Genomic DNA, 17,233 nt, shown 5'->3' with positions numbered 1-17,233 from the left:
GATCGGCCGAAATGCTACCAGAGAGCCCCTGACGGCTCAATCGGCCGCCGCACCACGCGGCATGTTTTGCGCGTCCGCCGCGAGCGGCCGGAAGGCCACCAGCGTCATGTCGTCACGCCGTGGCTCGCCGCCGCGATAATCCTCCAGTACGCGGACCACGGAATCGATCTTGGCGGCCAGGTCACGCGGGGACTTTTCCGCCAGCACGTGGCGCAGGCGACGGCGCCCGAACAGTCGGGGCGGCTCGCCACCCACATGGTCGTGGGCTCCGTCGGTAATCAGGAAGAACTCCATGCCCGGCTCGACCGCCACCACATGATCCACCGGCTGCGCGGGCTCCAGGCTGCGATACCCCAGCCCACCGCGGACGCCGCGAATCTCTTCCACCTGTCCCGCACGATCCATGATCAGCGGCAGCCCTACGCCGGCAAAGGTCAGGGTCCGGGCATCCGGGTCATAGACGCACACCGCCGCCTCCAATCCGTCGTCGGAATCCGAGTCATGACCGTCCTGGCGCAGGCGCGAGCGCACCAGCCGATCCATCTCGCGCAGGATTGCCGACGGTTCCAGGAGCCGGTGTTCATGCAGGATGCGATCCAGCGCCGAGGCCAGCACCAGGGTAATGAATGCCCCGGGGACGCCATGCCCGGTACAGTCCGCGGCCACCAGCACGCTGCGCCCGTCGATGGCCTCCAGCCAGAAGTAGTCGCCACCAACCAGGTGCAGCGGCTCCCAGTAGACCTGCACCTCGTCCAGGTGTCCGTCCAGGGCGTGCTTGTCCGGGAGCATCGCGGTCTGGATGCGCCGCGCATAGCGGATGCTCTCCACCACAAGGCGGTTGCTGCGCTCGAGTTCGCGGTTGGCCTCGTCGACCCGCGCAAGCGCACGTTCAGTCTCCAGCTTCTCGGCCTCCAGCTCGCGGGTACGCTCGACCACGCGGCGCTCCAGGTCCTCGTTCAGGGCCTTCAGCTCGCCCCGCGCACCATCCCGCGCATCAAGGCCCTGCTGAAAGGCATTCAGGAGGCGGTCGAGCGAGCGGTCCAGGGCACCGAGCTCGTCATCCACATGGTGGCCCATGCGGGGGCGCGGCCACTGGGCCGGATGGTCGGGATCGGTACCCGCCACGGCTCGGGAGATGCGCAGCATCGGGCGCAGCATGAGGCCGTAGAACAGCAGTACGACGACCAGCGAGACGATCACCGCCTGCACCACGCTGGTGATCACGCTATTGCGGAGACGCTCGATCAGGGCTGCAGCCAGCACATCGGGGGCGAGCTCCACACGCAGCATCCCCACTGCACCATTGGTTTCGCGCAGGTCCGGGTGGAGCAGTTCGCGCTCGTGCTGGCGATCCGCCCCGAACAGGCGTTCCCCAAGCCAGGAGGCGCCGCCACCTTCGCGTTCCACCTCGGCCAAGGTGCGCCCGAAGTCGTCGAGTATCTCGGCGCGGTGGATCTCGTCAAAGGCCTGCAGGCCCGCCACAAGTGATTCCGCCTGATCGGCATTCAGCTGATAGGCCGCCTCGGCCGCGGGAGGGGCCACCAGCCGTTGCAGCCGTTCGATCTGTTCCAGGGTGTCCGCGCGAAAGGCACGCGAGTCGGCCGCGATCACATAGGCGCTCGCCAGCAGGCTGAGCGCCAGTGCAACCAGCAGGGTCGCGAGCGCCAGCTTCGCGACCAGGCTGCGGCTGCGCGCCGGGCCGGGCTCTGTCATACCGACTCGCCGTGGAACTGGACCTCGACGCGATTACGGCCTTCGTTTTTCGCGCGGTAAAGCAGATCATCCGCCGCCGCGACCAGCGCCCCGGCATCCGGCCAGCGTTCGGTCGTCACGACGAGACCGATCGAGACCTCCAGATGCAGCGGTTCGCCCTTCCAGCGCGGGATCGTCTGCTCGACAGTGGTGCGGATGCGCTCCGCCAAGCTCATGGCCGCATCAAGCTCGAGGTCCGCGGCCACCACCAGGAACTCCTCGCCCCCCATGCGCCCGGCGTACTGATCGGCGCCGAGCTCGCCGCGGAGGATCTCGGCGAAGCTCTGCAGGGCGTAATCCCCGGCGGCATGGCCATGGGTGTCATTCAGGGCTTTGAAGTCGTCTAGGTCGAGCATCATCACAGTGAGCGAGCGGGCCTGATCGCCCACCGTTTCGGCCAGCCCCTCGACACAGTCCATTACCCGGCGCCGCGAGAACAGCCCGGTCAGGGCATCCTCCAGCGCCAGGCGCTCGAGCTCGGCCGTCAGGCGCTCGCGCTCGCGCACCTCGTCGGACAGTGCACCGTTGAGCTGCTCCAGGTGGGTGGCCTGCTCGCGCAGCTGACGGTTGGCGGCCTGCAGGTCCAGCTGCATCCGATCACTCATGCGCATCATGCGGCGCTGAACGCGATAACTCTCTGAATAGGCCTTGGCGAGCATGCGCACGCCCTCGGCCACATCGTCCAGCGCCTCCAGCATCTGCTCGGAGCGCTGCATGATCTGCTTCTCCTGCTCGAACAGAGAGAAGTCGGCAAGCGCTTCCGGATCGTCGCCGTCGCGTGCGGTCGCTGGCACCGGCACTGGCTGCTTGGGGTCGTGAGAGGCGTTCATGATGTCGGGCACATGCGGTAGTCCGCGTGGGCAAAGTCCTCGGAAAAGTCCTCGCCGAATTCTTCCATCGTCTCGTCGTCTTCGTGGTAGCACCAGTTGATGCGCACGTTGATGCCGGCCTCGGCGGCGTCTTCGAGGATCTGAAAGAGGTTCATCAGCGCCTTCGCGGTCGAGCTGTTGAAGTAGATCATCTCGACGCTGAACTCCAGCGACTCGCTGGCCCGCTCCTGGACCGCCTGTCGCAGGCCCTGGGTCAGGGGTCCATAGAAGCTCGCAGCGTCTTCCGGGTAGGACTCGCCGGAAATGCGGTAATGCCCCGCCGCGAAATCGAACAGGACCTCCGGGGTGCGGTCCGTTGCCTCGTGTCGAATGGGGTCCAGTGCTGCCATCAGATGTAGGCCTTCAGTACAAAGTAGGAATACGCGTCGGAGAGGTGCTCGAAGTCGAACTGGATCGGCTCGCTGGCTCGGCGTGCGATCTCGATCAGCCCGATGCTGCCCCCCTTGCTGCCCTCGTCCGGCGGCTCGCGCAGCTTTTCCTTGTAGAAGCGCCGCAGGGCCTCGTTGTCCATCCCCTGAAGCTCGCTCAGCCGGCTGCCCAGAGTATCCGCGTCTTCGCGGGCGATGATATTGCCGCAGATCACGAAGAATCGGCCTTTTTCGGAGCCGACCGTAATCATGCCGGAGCTCAGCTCCACCGGGGGTTCCGCCGCGTGCTCGATCCGTTCGGCCGAGTAGCGAATGATGTTCTGCACCTGCTCGACGAACACCGAGAACACTCGGTTTACGGTCTTGTTGTCTGTCGACTCCAGCCGGATCTTCTGACGCAGGGCGTCGCCCAGCGCCTTCAGGATGCCTTCGGAGATATAGCCGGTGAACGAAAAGATAATGCCGCGCCGGGTCATGTTGCGCTGAAAATCCAGCACCTCCTCGGCGATCAGGCCACCGCGATCCGCTTCGCGCTGCGTGGCGAACTCAGTCATTCGCGTCTCCGTTACGTTCGAGTACTTCGCTGACGATCGCTGCGTAGCGGCCATCCTCGCGCATGGCATCCAGCGCGGCCTGGAGGCGGTCCAGCCGATCGCGATCGGTATCCGGGTGGCAGGCGAGCGACATCACCGTGTCGTTGAAGGCAAACAGCGAGCGCAGTTCGCCGATCTCTTCCAGGCGCGCGTACCAGGGTGCGAGGTGCTCGCCACTGACCCAGACGTCAATCCGGTCGGCCGCGAGCTTGCGCGCGTTCAGGCGGTCATTGGGGGCGGTATCGATCTCAATCCCCCGGGCCTCGACATACAACGCAACGGCGTCGTCGCGATAACCACCCACTCGATAGTCGTGAAGGTCATCGAGCGACTGCGCTGCGACGTCGGAGCCCTCAAGGGCATAGGCATGCCACTGATTCTCCACCAGCGGGCCTACCCACTCGAAGAGCTCTTCGCGTTGCGGAGTCCGCGTCGTCGAGAACACACAGGTATCGGGGTTCGACTGCGCCTCGGCGTAAGCACGACTCCAGGGCAACAAACGGATCTCGGCCTCGATCCCGGTTTCCTCGAGCAGCTGGTTCATCACGCGCACAGAGATACCGTCAAGCCCGCCTTCCGGCGTCTCGAAGTTAAATGGCGGATAACTCTCGGTGGCCAGGCTGAGGGTTCCGCCCTGTGCCGTTGCCATACCCAGCAACGCGAACACACAAGCGATACCCCGGACATATGCCCTGGTCTGCCGGCTGATGGTTCTCACACCCCGGCCCCTCAAAAGTATGACGAAGTTCAAGCATTGGCTTTTCCGCTCGCCCCGTCAACTGCAAGGGGACTACAGGTTCTGGACGGATCACCATCCACCGGACGTGCCGCCTTCAGGGACCCAGGTCTCCATGCGACCAGAGAATGGCGACGACAAGCCCATCCGACTGCCGCCTGACCAACGGCAGATGTTCGCGTTCCCATGGCGGGATCCCCCGCTCCTGAAGCCGCTTCTTCAAGGGTCGGCGACCCGCTGGCGTCACCACGGTTTCCCCACCCCGGCGAAAACCGACCTCCAGCGCCTCCTGCGCGTCCACACCCAGGGCCACCAGCGCTGCGCGCTCCAGTACCCGACCATCCGGGAGCGTCAGGCGCGCATGCCCCGGCGGCCAGGGGATCACGTCACCTGGCACGGCCGACTTTGCATCCGGGGCTTCGGCACAAATCGTTCCGCGATAAACGCCCATCCAGCCATCCGCCCAGCGCAGCTCCGGAGTCCGGTCCGGCGCGTGGACCTCCAGTTGCCGACAGAACTCCTCCAGCCGCGCATGGCCCGGCGGTCGCAGGCCCTGCGCGCGCAGCCAGGCCCGCAATCGCGCGCGTCGAGCGGGCCGGTCCAGCTCGGCCAGCGAGGCCAGCTCGAGCGAGGCCTCATCCGGAATGCGTTCATCCTCCAGGCTCTCCAGGCGGTCGACGGCCTCGCGCTGCCAGCGGGCGCTGCGCGCCAGGGAGGCATGAACAGGGAAGCGCTCCGCCAGACGCGGGAGGATCTCGCGGCGCAGGAAATTGCGATCGAACCGGGTGTCGTCATTGCTTGGGTCGTCGTACCAACCGAGCCCCGCCGCTTCTGCGTAGTCCGCGATGGCCTCGCCCGGGACCTCCAGCAACGGTCTCCCCAACCAGGTGTCCCCTTCGCGACGCAGTACCCGCATGCCCTGAAGGCCCTCCGGACCGCTCCCGCGCAGCGCGGCGAGCAGAAAAGTCTCGGCCTGGTCGTCGGCATGCTGGGCGGTCAGGATCAGGTCCCGCCCCCCGAGGCCCTCGCGCAGGGCCGTGTAGCGTGAACGGCGCGCTGCGGCCTCCGGCCCCTCGGAGGCATCATCAAGAACGGTCACCTTGCGTACGGTCAGCGCTACATCCAGCGCCTCGGCAACGCGTACACAGAACGCCGCCTGCGCATCGGCATCCGGTCGCAGACCGTGATTCACATGCCAGGCCTCAAGCCCTTGAGGGCGCAGTCGCGCGAGCGCGTGCAGCAATACAGAGGAGTCGCGGCCGCCGCTAAAGGCGACGCGCAAAGAAGCGAAGTCCGGGTGGTCCTGCAAAAAGGCCCGCATGGCGACCATCACCGGGTGGGTGTGATCCCCCACCCGGCCCGGTGTCTCAGGAAGTGGCTTCCTGGAAGGCACCGTAGTCCATCAGGCGGCGGTAACGCCGATCCAGCCGCTTGGCCGGGTCCAGCGCCTCCAGGCCATCAAGGGTTTCCAGCAGCGCCGAGCGCAGGTGTGCCGACATCGTCTCCGGATCGCGATGGGCCCCGCCCAGTGGCTCGGAGACGATGCGATCGACCAGCCCCAGATCGTGCAGCCGTTGCGAGGTAATGCCCAGCGCCTCCGCTGCCTCGGACGCGCGTTCGGCACTCTTCCAGAGAATGGAGGCACAGCCTTCCGGCGAGATGACCGAGTAGGTCGAGTACTGCAGCATCAGCGTGGCATCCCCGACCCCGATCGCCAGCGCGCCGCCGGAGCCGCCCTCGCCGATCACGGTCGCGATGATCGGGGTATCCAGCCGCGCCATCACCATCAGGTTGCGGGCGATCGCCTCGCTCTGGCCGCGCTCCTCGGCACCCACGCCCGGATAGGCACCCGGGGTGTCGATGAACGTAAGGACCGGCAGGCGAAAACGCTCGGCCGTCTCCATCAGCCGCAGGGCCTTGCGGTAGCCCTCCGGGCGCGGCATCCCGAAGTTGCGGTAGACCTTCTCGCGCGTCTGGCGACCTTTCTGATGGCCGATGATCATTACCGGGCGCCCGTCGAGGCGGGCCACGCCCCCCACGATGGCCGGATCATCCGCGTAGGTCCGGTCACCGTGCAGCTCCTCGAACTCGTCGAACAACTGCGGGATGTAGTCCAGCGTGTACGGGCGCTTGGGATGACGCGACATCTGCGCCACCTGCCAGGGGGTGAGCTTGGCGAAGATGCTCTCCGTCAGCGAACGGCACTTCTCCTCCAGCCGCTGGATCTCTTCCTGGATGTTGACCTCGGCATCGTCACCCACATAGCGCAGATCCCGAATCTTGGCTTCCAGTTCGGCAATGGGCTGTTCGAAGTCGAGAAAATCCGGATTCATGCAGGGTCCCGCGTCGGAAAGATGGGCGTCAGGCGCGGAATTGTAACCAATTACCCCGCACTTCGCTGCCCGTTCGAGACCGGCCGAGGCGGATGTGCAGCGACATGCGGTGGCTCAGGGCTGTTGATCACAACGCCTAATTGCGTAGATGCCGACAGAATCAACGGCCGTACAGGACCTGGGCCTCGCAGCCCGGGCCCAGGCTCTGCTGCAGATTGCGCAATAGCCGCTCGTCCGGACGAATGGCCCAGGCCTCGGGCAGGCTCAGCTCGGCCTCGAAACCATCCCGCCGGTAGCACAGGTGGACTCGGCACTGACCATCGCGATATTCCTCCATCAGGCCGCGCAGGTTCTGCACCTGCTCGGCGTGCACCCCCTCCAGGCACAGGTGCAGGGCGCGCGCCCACTGCGCCCGCGCCTCGTCCAGGGTGTACACGGCCCGGGCCCGCATGCGGATGCCGCCGGCATAGTCATCCAGCGCCACCGTCCCCTCGGCCACCAGAAGGGTGTCCGGCTCCAGCCGATCGCGGTAGGTGGTGAAGTCGTCGTTGAACAGTACGATCTCGGCACGCCCGCTGCGGTCATCCAGGGTCGCGATGCCCATGCGCCCGTTCTGCGTATTACGCACCCGCACCCCCACGACCAGGCCGGCAATGCGCACAGTCTCCTGGCGCCCACGCCGCCCCTGCTGGCCGCTGTCATCGGGCCGCTGCTCCAGCTTCGCCTCCAGATCCGCGAACGTACTGCCCGTCAACCGCTTGAGCTCGGCGCGATAGCGCTCGACCGGGTGTCCGGTCAGGTACAGGCCGAGCGTCTCTTTCTCCCCGCGCAGACGATCGTCGTCCTCCATCTCCGGGAGGGTCTCGCTCTCCGGGACCACCGCAGCCGCCGGATCGCCAAACAGGTCCACCACACCCAGGCTCGCATTGCGCTCGGTCTGTTCCGCCGCGGCCACGGCCGTGGGGATGTCGTTCAGCAGCGTCGCGCGGTTCGCACCGATCGCATCCAGCGCACCCGCGCGCACCAGCGTCTCCAGCACCCGCTTGTTGAGCTTGGACAGGTCCACGCGCTGGCACAGGTCGATCAGCCCGTGGAAGGACCCGTCCGCCGAGCGTGCCTTCAACAGCGTGTCGATCGCAGACTCACCCACGCCCTTGATCGCCCCGAGGCCATAGACCACCGTCTGCGCATCGAGGCAGGTAAAGCGGTAGTCCGACTGGTTCACGTCCGGCGGCAGGACCTTCAGGCCCATGTTCCGGCATTCCTCGATCAGGCCCACGACCTTGTCGGTGTTGTCCATATCCGCGGACAGCACCGCCGCCATGAACGGCGCCGGATAATGCGCCTTCAGCCAGGCGGTCTGATAGGCGACCAGGGCGTAGGCGGCCGAGTGCGACTTGTTGAAGCCGTAGCCGGCGAATTTCTCCATCAAGTCGAAGATGTAGGTCGCGGTCCCCTCCTCGACCCCACGCCCCAGCGCGCCCTCCATGAAGATCTGGCGCTGTTTGGCCATCTCCTCGGGCTTTTTCTTGCCCATCGCACGGCGCAGCAGGTCGGCGCCGCCCAGGGTGTAGTTCGCCAGGACCTGGGCGATCTGCATGACCTGCTCCTGGTACAGGATGACGCCGTAGGTCGGCTGCAGGATCGGCTCCAGATCCGGATGCGGGTACTCCACCTGCGCGCGACCGTGCTTGCGGTCGATGAAGTCGTCCACCATCCCCGACTGCAACGGGCCCGGCCGGTACAGGGCCACCAGCGCGATGATGTCCTCGAAGCTGTCCGGCTGGAGGCGCCGAATCAGATCCTTCATCCCGCCCGATTCCAGCTGGAACACCGCCGTGGTCTGGTAGGCCTTCAGCAGCTTGAAGGTGTCGGGGTCATCCAGCGGGACCGCATCCAGGTCGATGCGGGCCTCCGGGTCCATCTTGCGCACGTTCTCGACCGCCCAGTCGATGATCGTCAGCGTGCGCAGCCCGAGGAAGTCAAACTTCACCAGGCCCACGGCCTCGACGTCGTCCTTGTCGAAGTGGGTCACCAGCGAGCCGCCATCGTCTTCGCAGTACAGCGGCGAGAAGTCGGTCAGCGCCGAGGGGGCGATCACCACGCCACCGGCGTGCTTGCCCGCGTTGCGCGTAAGCCCCTCGAGCTTGAGCGCCAGATCGATGATCCCGCGCACCTCCTCGTCCTGATCGTACTGCGCCTTCAGGTCCTCGCTCTCGGCCAGGGCCTTGCCCAGGGTCATGCCCAGCTCGAACGGGATCAGCTTGGCGATACGGTCGACAAAGCCGTAGCCATAGCCCAGTACGCGGCCACAGTCGCGCACGACCGCCTTCGCGGCCATAGTGCCGTGGGTGATGATCTGCGAGACCTTGTCGCGGCCGTAGCGCTCGGCCACGTAGTCGATCACGTCGTCGCGTTTCTCCATGCAGAAATCGACATCGAAGTCGGGCATGGAGACGCGCTCGGGGTTAAGAAAGCGCTCAAAGAGAAGCTCATAACGCAATGGATCCAGGTCCGTAATACCCAGCACATAGGCGACCAGCGAACCCGCGCCCGAGCCACGCCCCGGGCCCACCGGGATGCCGTTGTCCTTGGCCCACTGGATAAAGTCGGCCACGATCAGGAAGTAGCCGGGGAAACCCATCTGGCAAATCACGTCCAGTTCGAGCTTCAGGCGTTCGTCGTACTCCGAACGCTCGGCGAACTGGAAACGCTCCAGCCGTGCCGCGAGCCCCTTCGCGGAGGTCTCCCGCAGGTGATCCTCGACGGTGTATCCCTCCGGCACCGGGAAATCCGGCAACACTGACTCCCCAAGCGTCAGGCTCACGCTGCAGCGCCGCGCGATTGCCACCGAGTTTGCCAGGGCCTCGGGGATATCCGAGAAGCGTTCCGCCATCTCCTCCGGGCTGGCAAGGTACTGGTTTTCCGAGTAGCGCCGCGGACGCGAGGGGTCATCCAGCGTGGTGCCGTCATGAATGCAGACACGCGCCTCGTGGGCCTCGAAATCCTCGGCCTTGAGAAAGCGCACGTCGTTGGTCGCCACCACCGGCAGATCGAACTGCTCCGCCGCTGTCAGGGCCTGCTCGATCCAGGCCTCCTCGCCCGGGCGCTCGGTGCGCGTCAGCTCCAGATAGAAGCGCCCGGGAAAACGCTTCAGCCAGGGGCCAAGCTCATCCTGGGTCAGTGCGCGCGCCACCCCGGAGCCGCTCACGAACAGACCATCGATGCCACCCGACAGGGCGATCAGGCCCTCGGCCGCGCTGTCCAGCCATTCGGCGTCGATCCTGGGGATGCCCTTTTCCTGCCCTTCCTGCCAGGCACGCGAAATCAGTCGGGTGAGGTTGCGGTAGCCGGGGTCGTTCTGCGCCAGCAGGGTTATGCGCGCCACGCTCCCGTCGGCACGGGCGTCCCGCACCAGCAGATCAGCCCCGATGATCGGTTGCACACCCTGGGCAATGGCCGCCCGATAGAACTTCACCAGCCCGAACAGGTTGCAGTGATCGGTCACCGCGACGGCGGGCATGCCCTTCTCCGCGACCGCCGCGACCAGCGGCTTCAGGCGCACCAGTCCGTCGATCAGCGAATACTCGGAGTGCACCCGCAGGTGCACAAAGCCGGGGTTGTGCCATTCGCTGCTCATGCCCCTTCCCCCGTAACAGCGGCCAGCGCCCGCGCCACCGGCCCAAAGCTGCGACGGTGCTCCACGCACGGCCCGAGGCGCGCCAGCGCGTCTCGGTGGTAGGCCGTCGGGTAGCCTGCATGGCGATCAAAGCCGTAGTCGGGATAGCGTTCGTGCAGGGCCGTCATCTCCGCGTCGCGCGCCACCTTGGCGATGACCGAGGCCGCGCTGATTGCTGCTACGGAGCCATCCCCGCCGACGATCGCCTCGGCGCTCCAGGGGCCCTCTGGCGTAAAGCGCCCATCGACCAGCAGGTGATCGGGCACCTGCGACAATGCGGCCACCGCGCGCTGCATCGCCAGCAGGGTCGCGCGATGGATGTTCAATGCGTCGATCTCGGCCGCCTCGGCTCGCCCCAGCGCCCAGGCCACCGCGCGTTCGCGAATCTCGACATCCAGCGCCTGCCTGCGACGCGCCGAGAGCTTCTTGGAATCGGTCAGTCCCGGTGCCTCAAAACCTTCCGGCAGGATCACCGCGGCCGCCACCACAGGCCCCGCCAGTGGGCCACGTCCCACCTCGTCGACGCCCGCGACCCAAGCGTTTGCCACCCTGTTTGCGGACATCGAACCCCCGATCGGGCCTGGACACCAAGGGAACACTGAAACCCGTGTTTCCCTGGACAATAGCGGGAATGGATCGCGGACATGCGCAGTCCGGGCGATCCGTTACAATAGCGCCGGAAATCCTAGCACACGCCCCACGAACCTCGAGCCCGCCCATGTCTCAGAATCCCCTGCGCTGCGCCGCGATCGGCGTCGGTCACCTTGGCAAATGGCATGCCGCCAAATACGCCGCCCTGCCCGAGACCGAACTGGTCGCCGTAGCCGATGCCGATGCCGCCACCGCCGAGCGTGTCGCCGCCGAACATGGCTGCGCCGCGGTCACCGATCACCGCGAACTACTCGGGCAGGTCGATGCGGTCTCGATCGCCGCGCCGACCACCCTGCACTACGACATCGCCCGGGACTTTCTCGACGCCGGGTGCCATGTGCTGGTGGAAAAACCGATTACCGCGACGCTGGAACAGGCCGAGGCCCTGAACCAGCTGGCCGAGGCCAAAGGGGTCGTGCTGCAGGTCGGGCACCTGGAACGCTTCAATGCCGCCCTGCGCCGACTGACCGACGATCCGCTGCATCCGCGCTTTATCGAATCGCACCGTCTGGCGCCCTACAAGCCCCGCGCGACTGACGTCTCGGTCGTGCTGGATCTGATGATCCACGACATCGATATCATCCTGTCCCTGACGGACTCACCGCTAACCGAGGTCCGTGCCTCTGGCGCCCGTGTGCTCACGCAGGACATCGACATTGCCAACGCCCGCCTGGAGTTCGCCAACGGCTGTGTGGCGAACGTCACCTCCTCGCGCGTCAGCAACAAGTCCGAGCGGCGCATGCGCATCTTCCAGTCGCATGCCTATGCCTCGGTGGACTTTCAGAACCGCATCCTGTCGCTCAACCACATCGGCGCGCCCGATCCGGAGACCGGTGCCCCGGAGATCCACCGGGACGAGAGCGTCTTCGACGAGGCCGATGCCCTGCTCGCCGAGATCCGCGCCTTCGTGGCCGCCGTACGCGGCGAAGGCCCGGTCGTGGTCAGCGGCCGCGACGGCCAGCGCGCGCTGGCCACCGCCGAGCAAATCACGAAGCTCGTCTATCAGAACCTCAACGTGATGGGCCAGGCCGACGGCCCCCACAGCCACCTCGAAAACACTCGCACAGGAGTCAAGCCGTGATCCCGATGGTCGACCTGCAGCGCCAGTACCAGAGCCTGCGTCCCGAAATCGATGCCGCGCTGCAGGAGGTCCTGGCCGGGGCCCGCTACGTCCTGGGCCCCAATGTCCAGGCGCTGGAAGACGAGCTGGCGCGCTATCTCGGTGTGGAACATGCGATTACCTGCGCCTCGGGGACGGATGCGCTGCATCTGGCCCTGGCCGCCGCAGGCATCGGCCCGGGCGACGAGGTGATCACCACGCCATTCACCTTCATCGCCACCGCCGAGGCAATTCGCTATGTGGGGGCCGATCCGGTGTTCGTGGACATCGATCCCGATACCTTCAACATCGACCCGGAGCGGGTCGAAGCGGCGGTCACCGAACGCACCAAGGCAATCATTCCCGTGCACCTGTTCGGACAGCCGGCCGACCTGCCACGCCTGCAGGCCATCGCCGAACGCCACAAGCTCCTGATCGTCGAGGATTGCGCCCAGTCCTTTGGCGCCGCCATCGATGGCGCGCAGACCGGGTCCGCCAATGCCTTTGGCTGCTTCTCGTTCTTCCCCTCGAAGAACCTCGGGGCCTTCGGCGACGGCGGTCTGGTCACCACCAGCTGCCCGACCTCGGCCGAGGCCCTGAAGCGACTGCGCAACCACGGGTCCAGCGAGCGCTACTACCACGACGAGGTGGGCTACAACAGCCGCCTGGACGAGATGCAGGCGGCAATCCTGCGGGTGAAACTGCCGCACATCGACGCGTACAACGCCCAGCGCCGGCGCGTCGCCGCCAGCTACCGCAAGGGCTTGGAGGGCCTGCCAGTTCAGACCCCGCACGAAGACGGTATCGGTACGCATGTCTACCACCAGTACACGCTTCTGACCGATCACCGTGACGCGATCATGCAAGCCCTGAAAGAGGCCGAGATCGCGCACGCGATCTACTACCCGGTCCCGCTGCACCAGCAAAAAGCCTTCGCGGATCTGCCGAACCTGCCTGCGAGTCTTCCGGTCACCGAATCCGTCACCGCACGCTGCCTGTCCCTTCCGGTGTTCCCCGAGCTCGAGGACGGCCAGATCGAGATGATCTGCGACACCATCCGGCGCGCCCTCGCCTAAGCGCCGAGACAGACCCGGCCCCATGCGACGCCACGTGGTCATCTGCGCCGGAGAGAGCTCCGGCGATGCCCTGGGGGCCGGGCTGGTACGCGAACTCGCGATCCTGGAGCCCGAAGTCCGATACTCCGGCATGGGCGGCGCCCAGATGCGCGATGCGGGTGTCGAGACGCTAATTGATGTCGAGGAACTCGCGGTCGTCGGGCTCGTCGACGTCCTGGTGAACTACCCGCGCCTGCGCCGACTGTTCCGGCGCATGGGTACCCACCTGGAGCACAACCGTCCGGACCTGCTGGTCCTGGTCGACTACGTCGAATTCAATCTGCGCCTGGCGGCACATGCACGACGCCTGGGTATCCCGGTCCTGTTCTATGTCAGCCCCCAGTTGTGGGCCTGGCGATCCGGGCGAATCCGCCGGATTCAGCAGTGCGTCGATGCGATGGCGGTGCTGTTTCCGTTCGAAACCGAGATTTACGAACGTGCCGGCGTCCCGGTGCGCTACGTGGGCAATCCACTGGTGGACCGGGTCCAGGAACCCACCGTACCGTTAGCGGAACAGATCGCCGTCGCCGAAGATGAACGCGTGATCGGGCTCTTGCCCGGCAGCCGCAGCGGAGAGCTCAAGCGCCACTGGCCGCTCCTGGTCGAGGCCGCGCGACGGATGCACGGGGAGGAGCCCGCACTGCGCTTCGTGGTCGCGCTGGCCCCGGGAGTGGACCCGTCGCGCCTGGACGCACTGGCGCCGCGCGACGGCCTGCCGATCTCGTTTGTCTCGGGCGAGGATGGCACGCACGCGCTGATGGCGGGTGCCGATCTGCTGTTGATTGCCTCGGGCACGGCCACGCTCGAGGCCGGACTGCTCCAGGCGCCGATGCTGGTGTTCTACCGAATGGGAGGGCTTAGCCACGCGGTCTTTTCCCGCCTGGTCCGCCTGGAGAATATCGCCCTGGTCAACATCGTCGCGGGCGAACGACTGGTCCCCGAATACCTTCAGCGCCAGGCGAACCCCGAACGCCTCGCGTCGGACGCGCTCGACCTGCTGCGACACCCGGAGCGGCTCGGCGCGATGCGGGAGTCCCTGGCCTCGATCCGTGAACGTCTGGGAGACGGCGGGGCCGACCGCCGTATCGCCGAGATGGCGCAGGAACTGCTCAGCCAGGGGCATCTGTCCCAAGGTTGAATCCGGCCTCGGGGATCAGCGTTTCCCTAGTGCGGCCGCCCGCCACGAAGTATGCCGCGCTGGCTGTTACGCACGAACCCGATCAGGTTGCGCACTTCCGGGACCTCGGTCTCGTCGAACATCGTCTCCAGATGGCGCTCGCGGCCGGCGCGACCACGCATGCCGAGGATAAAGACCCGATGCAGCGCCTGGATCGCCTCGTTGGAGAAGCCATTGCGCCGCAGCCCGACCTTGTTGATCCCGATCAGCCGCGCGTAGTTGCCACTGGCCAGGCAGTAGGGCGGCAGGTCACGGTTAAGCGCCGCGCCCATGCTGGTAAAGGCAAAGGTCCCCACCCGACAGAACTGGTGTACCAGGGTAAAGCCACCCAGGGTCACGTTGTCCTGAATCTCGACGTGACCCGCCAGCGAAGTCGCGTTGGAGAAGATGATCTTGTTGCCGATGGTGCAGTCGTGCGCGATATGCACGTAGGCCATAATCAGGTTGTCGTGACCGATCACGGTCTCACCGAGCCCTTTCTCCGTTCCCCGGTGCAGCGTGACCGATTCGCGGATCACGTTGCGATCCCCAATCACCAGCCTCGTCGGCTCGCCCTTGTAGGTCGTGTCCTGGGGTTCCTCGCCGATCGAGGAGAATTGGAAGATGCGGTTCTCGCGACCGATCTCGGTAGGGCCGCGGATCACCACATGCGGACCCACGCGGGTACCGGCCCCGATTCGCACATTCGGACCGATCACGCTGAAAGGCCCGACCTCGACCGAGGAGTCCAGCTCCGCGCTCGGGTGCACGTCAGCCCGAGGGTCGATCACGAGGGGATTTCCTGCCCGGAACACATCAGCTGCGCCGTGGCACAGACGTCGTCGCCCACACGGGCGACCGCGTCAAAGCGCCAGATGCCGCGCATGGTGCGCTTGAGATCCACACGCAGGTGGAGCTGGTCGCCGGGTACCACCTGGCGGCGAAAACGTGCCTCGTCGATGCCGACAAACAGGTACAGCTGCTGCTTGTCCTGATTCTCGTTACGCGCCTCTTCGGTTTTGAACGCCAGGAGACCCGTGGCCTGCGCCAGCGCCTCGAGGATCAGGACACCGGGCATCACCGGCTTGATCGGGAAATGCCCCTGAAAATAGGGCTCGTTGATGCTGACGTTCTTGATCCCGGTCAGGTAGACGCCGGCCTCCCACTCCAGCACCCGGTCGACCATGAGAAACGGATATCGATGCGGCAGATAGCGCATGATCTCCTGGACATTGAAGTCATCCACGCGGCATTCCTTTTTTGCTGATTCTGATGAGCCGAGACCAACGGACGACTCCAACACAAGCGGGTTTCATGCATCCCGTGTCCGGGCGAGCCGACGCAGCCGTGCCAGCATGCGATTCCACAACCGGGCCTCCTGGTGAGGGACACCGGACGCATACTCCCCTGGTTGATCAATCGAGCGCGTGACGAGCGTCATCGCGTGCAGTGTCACCCGATCGGCTATCGCCAGGTGGCCGAGAATCCCGACCCCGCCCCCAATGGCGCAATGCGCCCCGATGCGTGCGCTGCCCGCAATCCCCACACAACCCGCTATGGCCGTATGGTCGCCAATCTGAACGTTATGGGCAACATGGACGAGGTTGTCGATCTTGACCCCGTTGCCAATCCGCGTGGACTCCAGCGATCCGCGATCGATAGTGGAGTTGGCACCAATCTCCACATCATCGCCCACGCGCACATCCCCCAACTGCTCGATCTTCTCCCAGGTGGAATCCGGACCGCTTGCGAATCCAAACCCATCGGCACCCAGTACCGCGCCACTATGGATGATGGCACGTCTGCCGATTTGCACTCCGTTCAGCAGGCTGACCCGAGGATAGAGATAGCTCTCCTCCCCTACCTCAACTCGCGCGCCCAGAACGCTGTGTGCGCCAATCACCACACCGGCACCAATACGGCAACCGGCGCCAATCACCACGCCCGGTCCAACCTCCGCATCAGCGGCCAGGCGTGCGTCAGGATGCACTCGCGCGCTTGGGTCAACACCGGGAGTACCGCATCGGCGCCCGGCACCAAACCAGCGGGACGCCTGCCCATAGGCGCGGTAGGGATCATCGACGGCAATCCAGGCACGCGCTGTCGTGCTCACCGACTTGGCACCCACCCTGGGGACCAACACACAGCCCGCTTCGGTAGAGTCCAGGGCATCGCGATAGCGATCGGGATTCGTAACAAAGGACACATCCGCCGGCCCGGCCCGGGCAAGCGTCGCCAGCCCTCGCAACGGGATCTCGGCCGGCCCGGTGAGCTCGCCGCCCAGATGTACGGCGAGGTCTCCGGCGGTGATCACCCGCTCAGTCGTCGCGCTGCATTGCGGCAAGGATATCGTCCGTGATGTCGACCCGGTCGCTGGCGTAGAGCACGTTGCGTTCAGTCAGGATGACGTCGATCTCGCGTTCGCGCGCCAGTTCCACAATCGCGTCGTTGATCCTCCGCTGCAGCCGGGACAGCTCTTCGTTACGGCGAACGTTCAGGTCCTCGCTAAAGCTCTCCTGGGCGCGCCGGAACTCACGCGACCGCTGGGAAAACTCCCGCTCCAGATCGGCCCGCTCGGAGGGATTCATCATGTCGCCGTCGCGCTCCAGCCGGTCACGCATGCGCTGGAGTTCTTCGCGTTCGGCCACCAGCTCGGCGTCACGCGGGGAGAACTCACGCTCCAGCTCGCGCATGGCCTGCTCGGCCTGCGGCGAGTCCTCCAGGATGCGGTTCATCGTCACGAATGCCACGTTCTGAGCCCCGGCCTGGGCCGGGAGGGCCAGCCAGCCCGCCAACAACAGCACGGCGGACAGCGCCAGGGAGACGCCGCCCTTCATGGTCCCACTGCGCTGACTCATGTT

Annotated in this window: 16 protein-coding genes; 3 read left to right on the top strand and 13 right to left on the bottom strand. The window is 65.9% G+C overall.

Translation table 11 applies throughout. The features are described from left to right. Positions 1–36 precede the first annotated feature (36 nt). The 9 genes from F467_RS0108265 to rnhB form a co-directional block, all read right to left on the bottom strand. Positions 37–1,713: a PP2C family protein-serine/threonine phosphatase gene (locus F467_RS0108265; RefSeq protein WP_018139637.1), complete on the bottom strand. Its 1,677-nt coding sequence runs from the start codon at positions 1,711–1,713 to the stop codon at positions 37–39. Further along, complete coding sequence (locus tag F467_RS0108260) at positions 1,710–2,582, bottom strand: GGDEF domain-containing protein (protein ID WP_051068182.1); 873 nt, start codon at positions 2,580–2,582, stop codon at positions 1,710–1,712. Before F467_RS0108260 ends, F467_RS0108265 begins: the two co-directional genes overlap by 4 nt. Further along, complete coding sequence (locus F467_RS0108255; RefSeq protein WP_018139635.1) at positions 2,579–2,971, bottom strand: DUF1987 domain-containing protein; 393 nt, start codon at positions 2,969–2,971, stop codon at positions 2,579–2,581. Before F467_RS0108255 ends, F467_RS0108260 begins: the two co-directional genes overlap by 4 nt. Next, on the bottom strand, positions 2,971–3,564 hold the full coding sequence (locus tag F467_RS0108250; RefSeq protein ID WP_018139634.1) for a SiaB family protein kinase: 594 nt from the start codon (positions 3,562–3,564) through the stop codon (positions 2,971–2,973). The genes F467_RS0108255 and F467_RS0108250 overlap by 1 nt, the downstream gene beginning before the upstream one ends. After that, a complete protein-coding gene (locus F467_RS0108245; RefSeq protein WP_018139633.1) occupies positions 3,557–4,252 on the bottom strand; it encodes an ABC transporter substrate-binding protein in 696 nt (231 codons plus the stop codon). The genes F467_RS0108250 and F467_RS0108245 overlap by 8 nt, the downstream gene beginning before the upstream one ends. 184 nt (positions 4,253–4,436) lie before the next feature. Continuing rightward, positions 4,437–5,693, bottom strand: coding sequence for a tRNA lysidine(34) synthetase TilS (tilS, locus tag F467_RS0108240; RefSeq protein ID WP_018139632.1), 1,257 nt, complete (start codon positions 5,691–5,693; stop codon positions 4,437–4,439). Positions 5,694–5,706: 13 nt separating this feature from the next. Next, a complete protein-coding gene (locus F467_RS0108235; RefSeq protein WP_018139631.1) occupies positions 5,707–6,672 on the bottom strand; it encodes an acetyl-CoA carboxylase carboxyltransferase subunit alpha in 966 nt (321 codons plus the stop codon). 160 nt (positions 6,673–6,832) lie between these two features. Next, entirely contained in the window at positions 6,833–10,312 is a 3,480-nt protein-coding gene (gene dnaE, locus F467_RS0108230) for a DNA polymerase III subunit alpha (protein WP_018139630.1), read from the bottom strand. After that, positions 10,309–10,914, bottom strand: coding sequence for a ribonuclease HII (gene rnhB / locus F467_RS0108225; protein ID WP_026182234.1), 606 nt, complete (start codon positions 10,912–10,914; stop codon positions 10,309–10,311). Before rnhB ends, dnaE begins: the two co-directional genes overlap by 4 nt. Positions 10,915–11,069: 155 nt before the next feature. Here rnhB and F467_RS0108220 point away from each other — a divergent pair, with 155 nt between their 5' ends. The 3 genes from F467_RS0108220 to lpxB are packed head-to-tail and all read left to right on the top strand — an operon-like array spanning position 11,070 to position 14,354. Further along, entirely contained in the window at positions 11,070–12,083 is a 1,014-nt protein-coding gene (locus F467_RS0108220) for a Gfo/Idh/MocA family protein (protein ID WP_018139628.1), read from the top strand. Then, the gene (locus tag F467_RS0108215; protein WP_018139627.1) at positions 12,080–13,177 is read left to right on the top strand and encodes a DegT/DnrJ/EryC1/StrS aminotransferase family protein; all 1,098 of its coding nucleotides are present in this window, start codon (positions 12,080–12,082) and stop codon (positions 13,175–13,177) included. Before F467_RS0108220 ends, F467_RS0108215 begins: the two co-directional genes overlap by 4 nt. Positions 13,178–13,199: 22 nt before the next feature. After that, complete coding sequence (gene lpxB / locus F467_RS0108210) at positions 13,200–14,354, top strand: lipid-A-disaccharide synthase (protein ID WP_018139626.1); 1,155 nt, start codon at positions 13,200–13,202, stop codon at positions 14,352–14,354. A gap of 26 nt (positions 14,355–14,380) precedes the next feature. Here lpxB and lpxA read toward each other — a convergent pair whose 3' ends face one another. The 4 genes from lpxA to F467_RS0108190 all read right to left on the bottom strand — a co-directional run bounded on the left by lpxA (position 14,381) and on the right by F467_RS0108190 (position 17,230). Continuing rightward, positions 14,381–15,163 carry an acyl-ACP--UDP-N-acetylglucosamine O-acyltransferase gene (lpxA, locus tag F467_RS0108205; protein ID WP_017926286.1) on the bottom strand — a complete coding sequence of 261 codons (783 nt, stop codon included), beginning with the start codon at positions 15,161–15,163 and terminating at the stop codon, positions 14,381–14,383. Next, positions 15,160–15,618, bottom strand: a complete 459-nt coding sequence (fabZ, locus tag F467_RS0108200) for a 3-hydroxyacyl-ACP dehydratase FabZ (RefSeq protein ID WP_018139625.1) — start codon at positions 15,616–15,618, stop codon at positions 15,160–15,162. Before fabZ ends, lpxA begins: the two co-directional genes overlap by 4 nt. Positions 15,619–15,684: 66 nt before the next feature. After that, positions 15,685–16,686: a UDP-3-O-(3-hydroxymyristoyl)glucosamine N-acyltransferase gene (gene lpxD, locus F467_RS0108195; protein ID WP_018139624.1), complete on the bottom strand. Its 1,002-nt coding sequence runs from the start codon at positions 16,684–16,686 to the stop codon at positions 15,685–15,687. A gap of 4 nt (positions 16,687–16,690) precedes the next feature. Next, positions 16,691–17,230: an OmpH family outer membrane protein gene (locus tag F467_RS0108190; RefSeq protein ID WP_018139623.1), complete on the bottom strand. Its 540-nt coding sequence runs from the start codon at positions 17,228–17,230 to the stop codon at positions 16,691–16,693. Between the last annotated feature and the right edge of the window lie 3 nt (positions 17,231–17,233).

This window comes from Thioalkalivibrio sp. ALJ12 (assembly GCF_000378305.1).
Taxonomy (GTDB): domain Bacteria; phylum Pseudomonadota; class Gammaproteobacteria; order Ectothiorhodospirales; family Ectothiorhodospiraceae; genus Thioalkalivibrio.
This window is presented reverse-complemented; position numbering and strand designations above follow the sequence as displayed.

Excerpts from the sequence above, each read along its gene's own strand:
- F467_RS0108260 (WP_051068182.1), bottom strand. The coding sequence starts at position 2,582 with ATGAACGCCTCTCACGACCCCAAGCAGCCAGTGCCGGTGCCAGCGACC.
- F467_RS0108265 (WP_018139637.1), bottom strand. The coding sequence starts at position 1,713 with ATGACAGAGCCCGGCCCGGCGCGCAGCCGCAGCCTGGTCGCGAAGCTG.
- F467_RS0108220 (WP_018139628.1), top strand. The coding sequence starts at position 11,070 with ATGTCTCAGAATCCCCTGCGCTGCGCCGCGATCGGCGTCGGTCACCTT.
- F467_RS0108255 (WP_018139635.1), bottom strand. The coding sequence starts at position 2,971 with ATGGCAGCACTGGACCCCATTCGACACGAGGCAACGGACCGCACCCCG.
- dnaE (WP_018139630.1), bottom strand. The coding sequence starts at position 10,312 with ATGAGCAGCGAATGGCACAACCCCGGCTTTGTGCACCTGCGGGTGCAC.
- rnhB (WP_026182234.1), bottom strand. The coding sequence starts at position 10,914 with ATGTCCGCAAACAGGGTGGCAAACGCTTGGGTCGCGGGCGTCGACGAG.
- F467_RS0108250 (WP_018139634.1), bottom strand. The coding sequence starts at position 3,564 with ATGACTGAGTTCGCCACGCAGCGCGAAGCGGATCGCGGTGGCCTGATC.
- F467_RS0108190 (WP_018139623.1), bottom strand. The coding sequence starts at position 17,230 with ATGAGTCAGCGCAGTGGGACCATGAAGGGCGGCGTCTCCCTGGCGCTG.
- F467_RS0108245 (WP_018139633.1), bottom strand. The coding sequence starts at position 4,252 with ATGGCAACGGCACAGGGCGGAACCCTCAGCCTGGCCACCGAGAGTTAT.
- F467_RS0108235 (WP_018139631.1), bottom strand. The coding sequence starts at position 6,672 with ATGAATCCGGATTTTCTCGACTTCGAACAGCCCATTGCCGAACTGGAA.
- lpxB (WP_018139626.1), top strand. The coding sequence starts at position 13,200 with ATGCGACGCCACGTGGTCATCTGCGCCGGAGAGAGCTCCGGCGATGCC.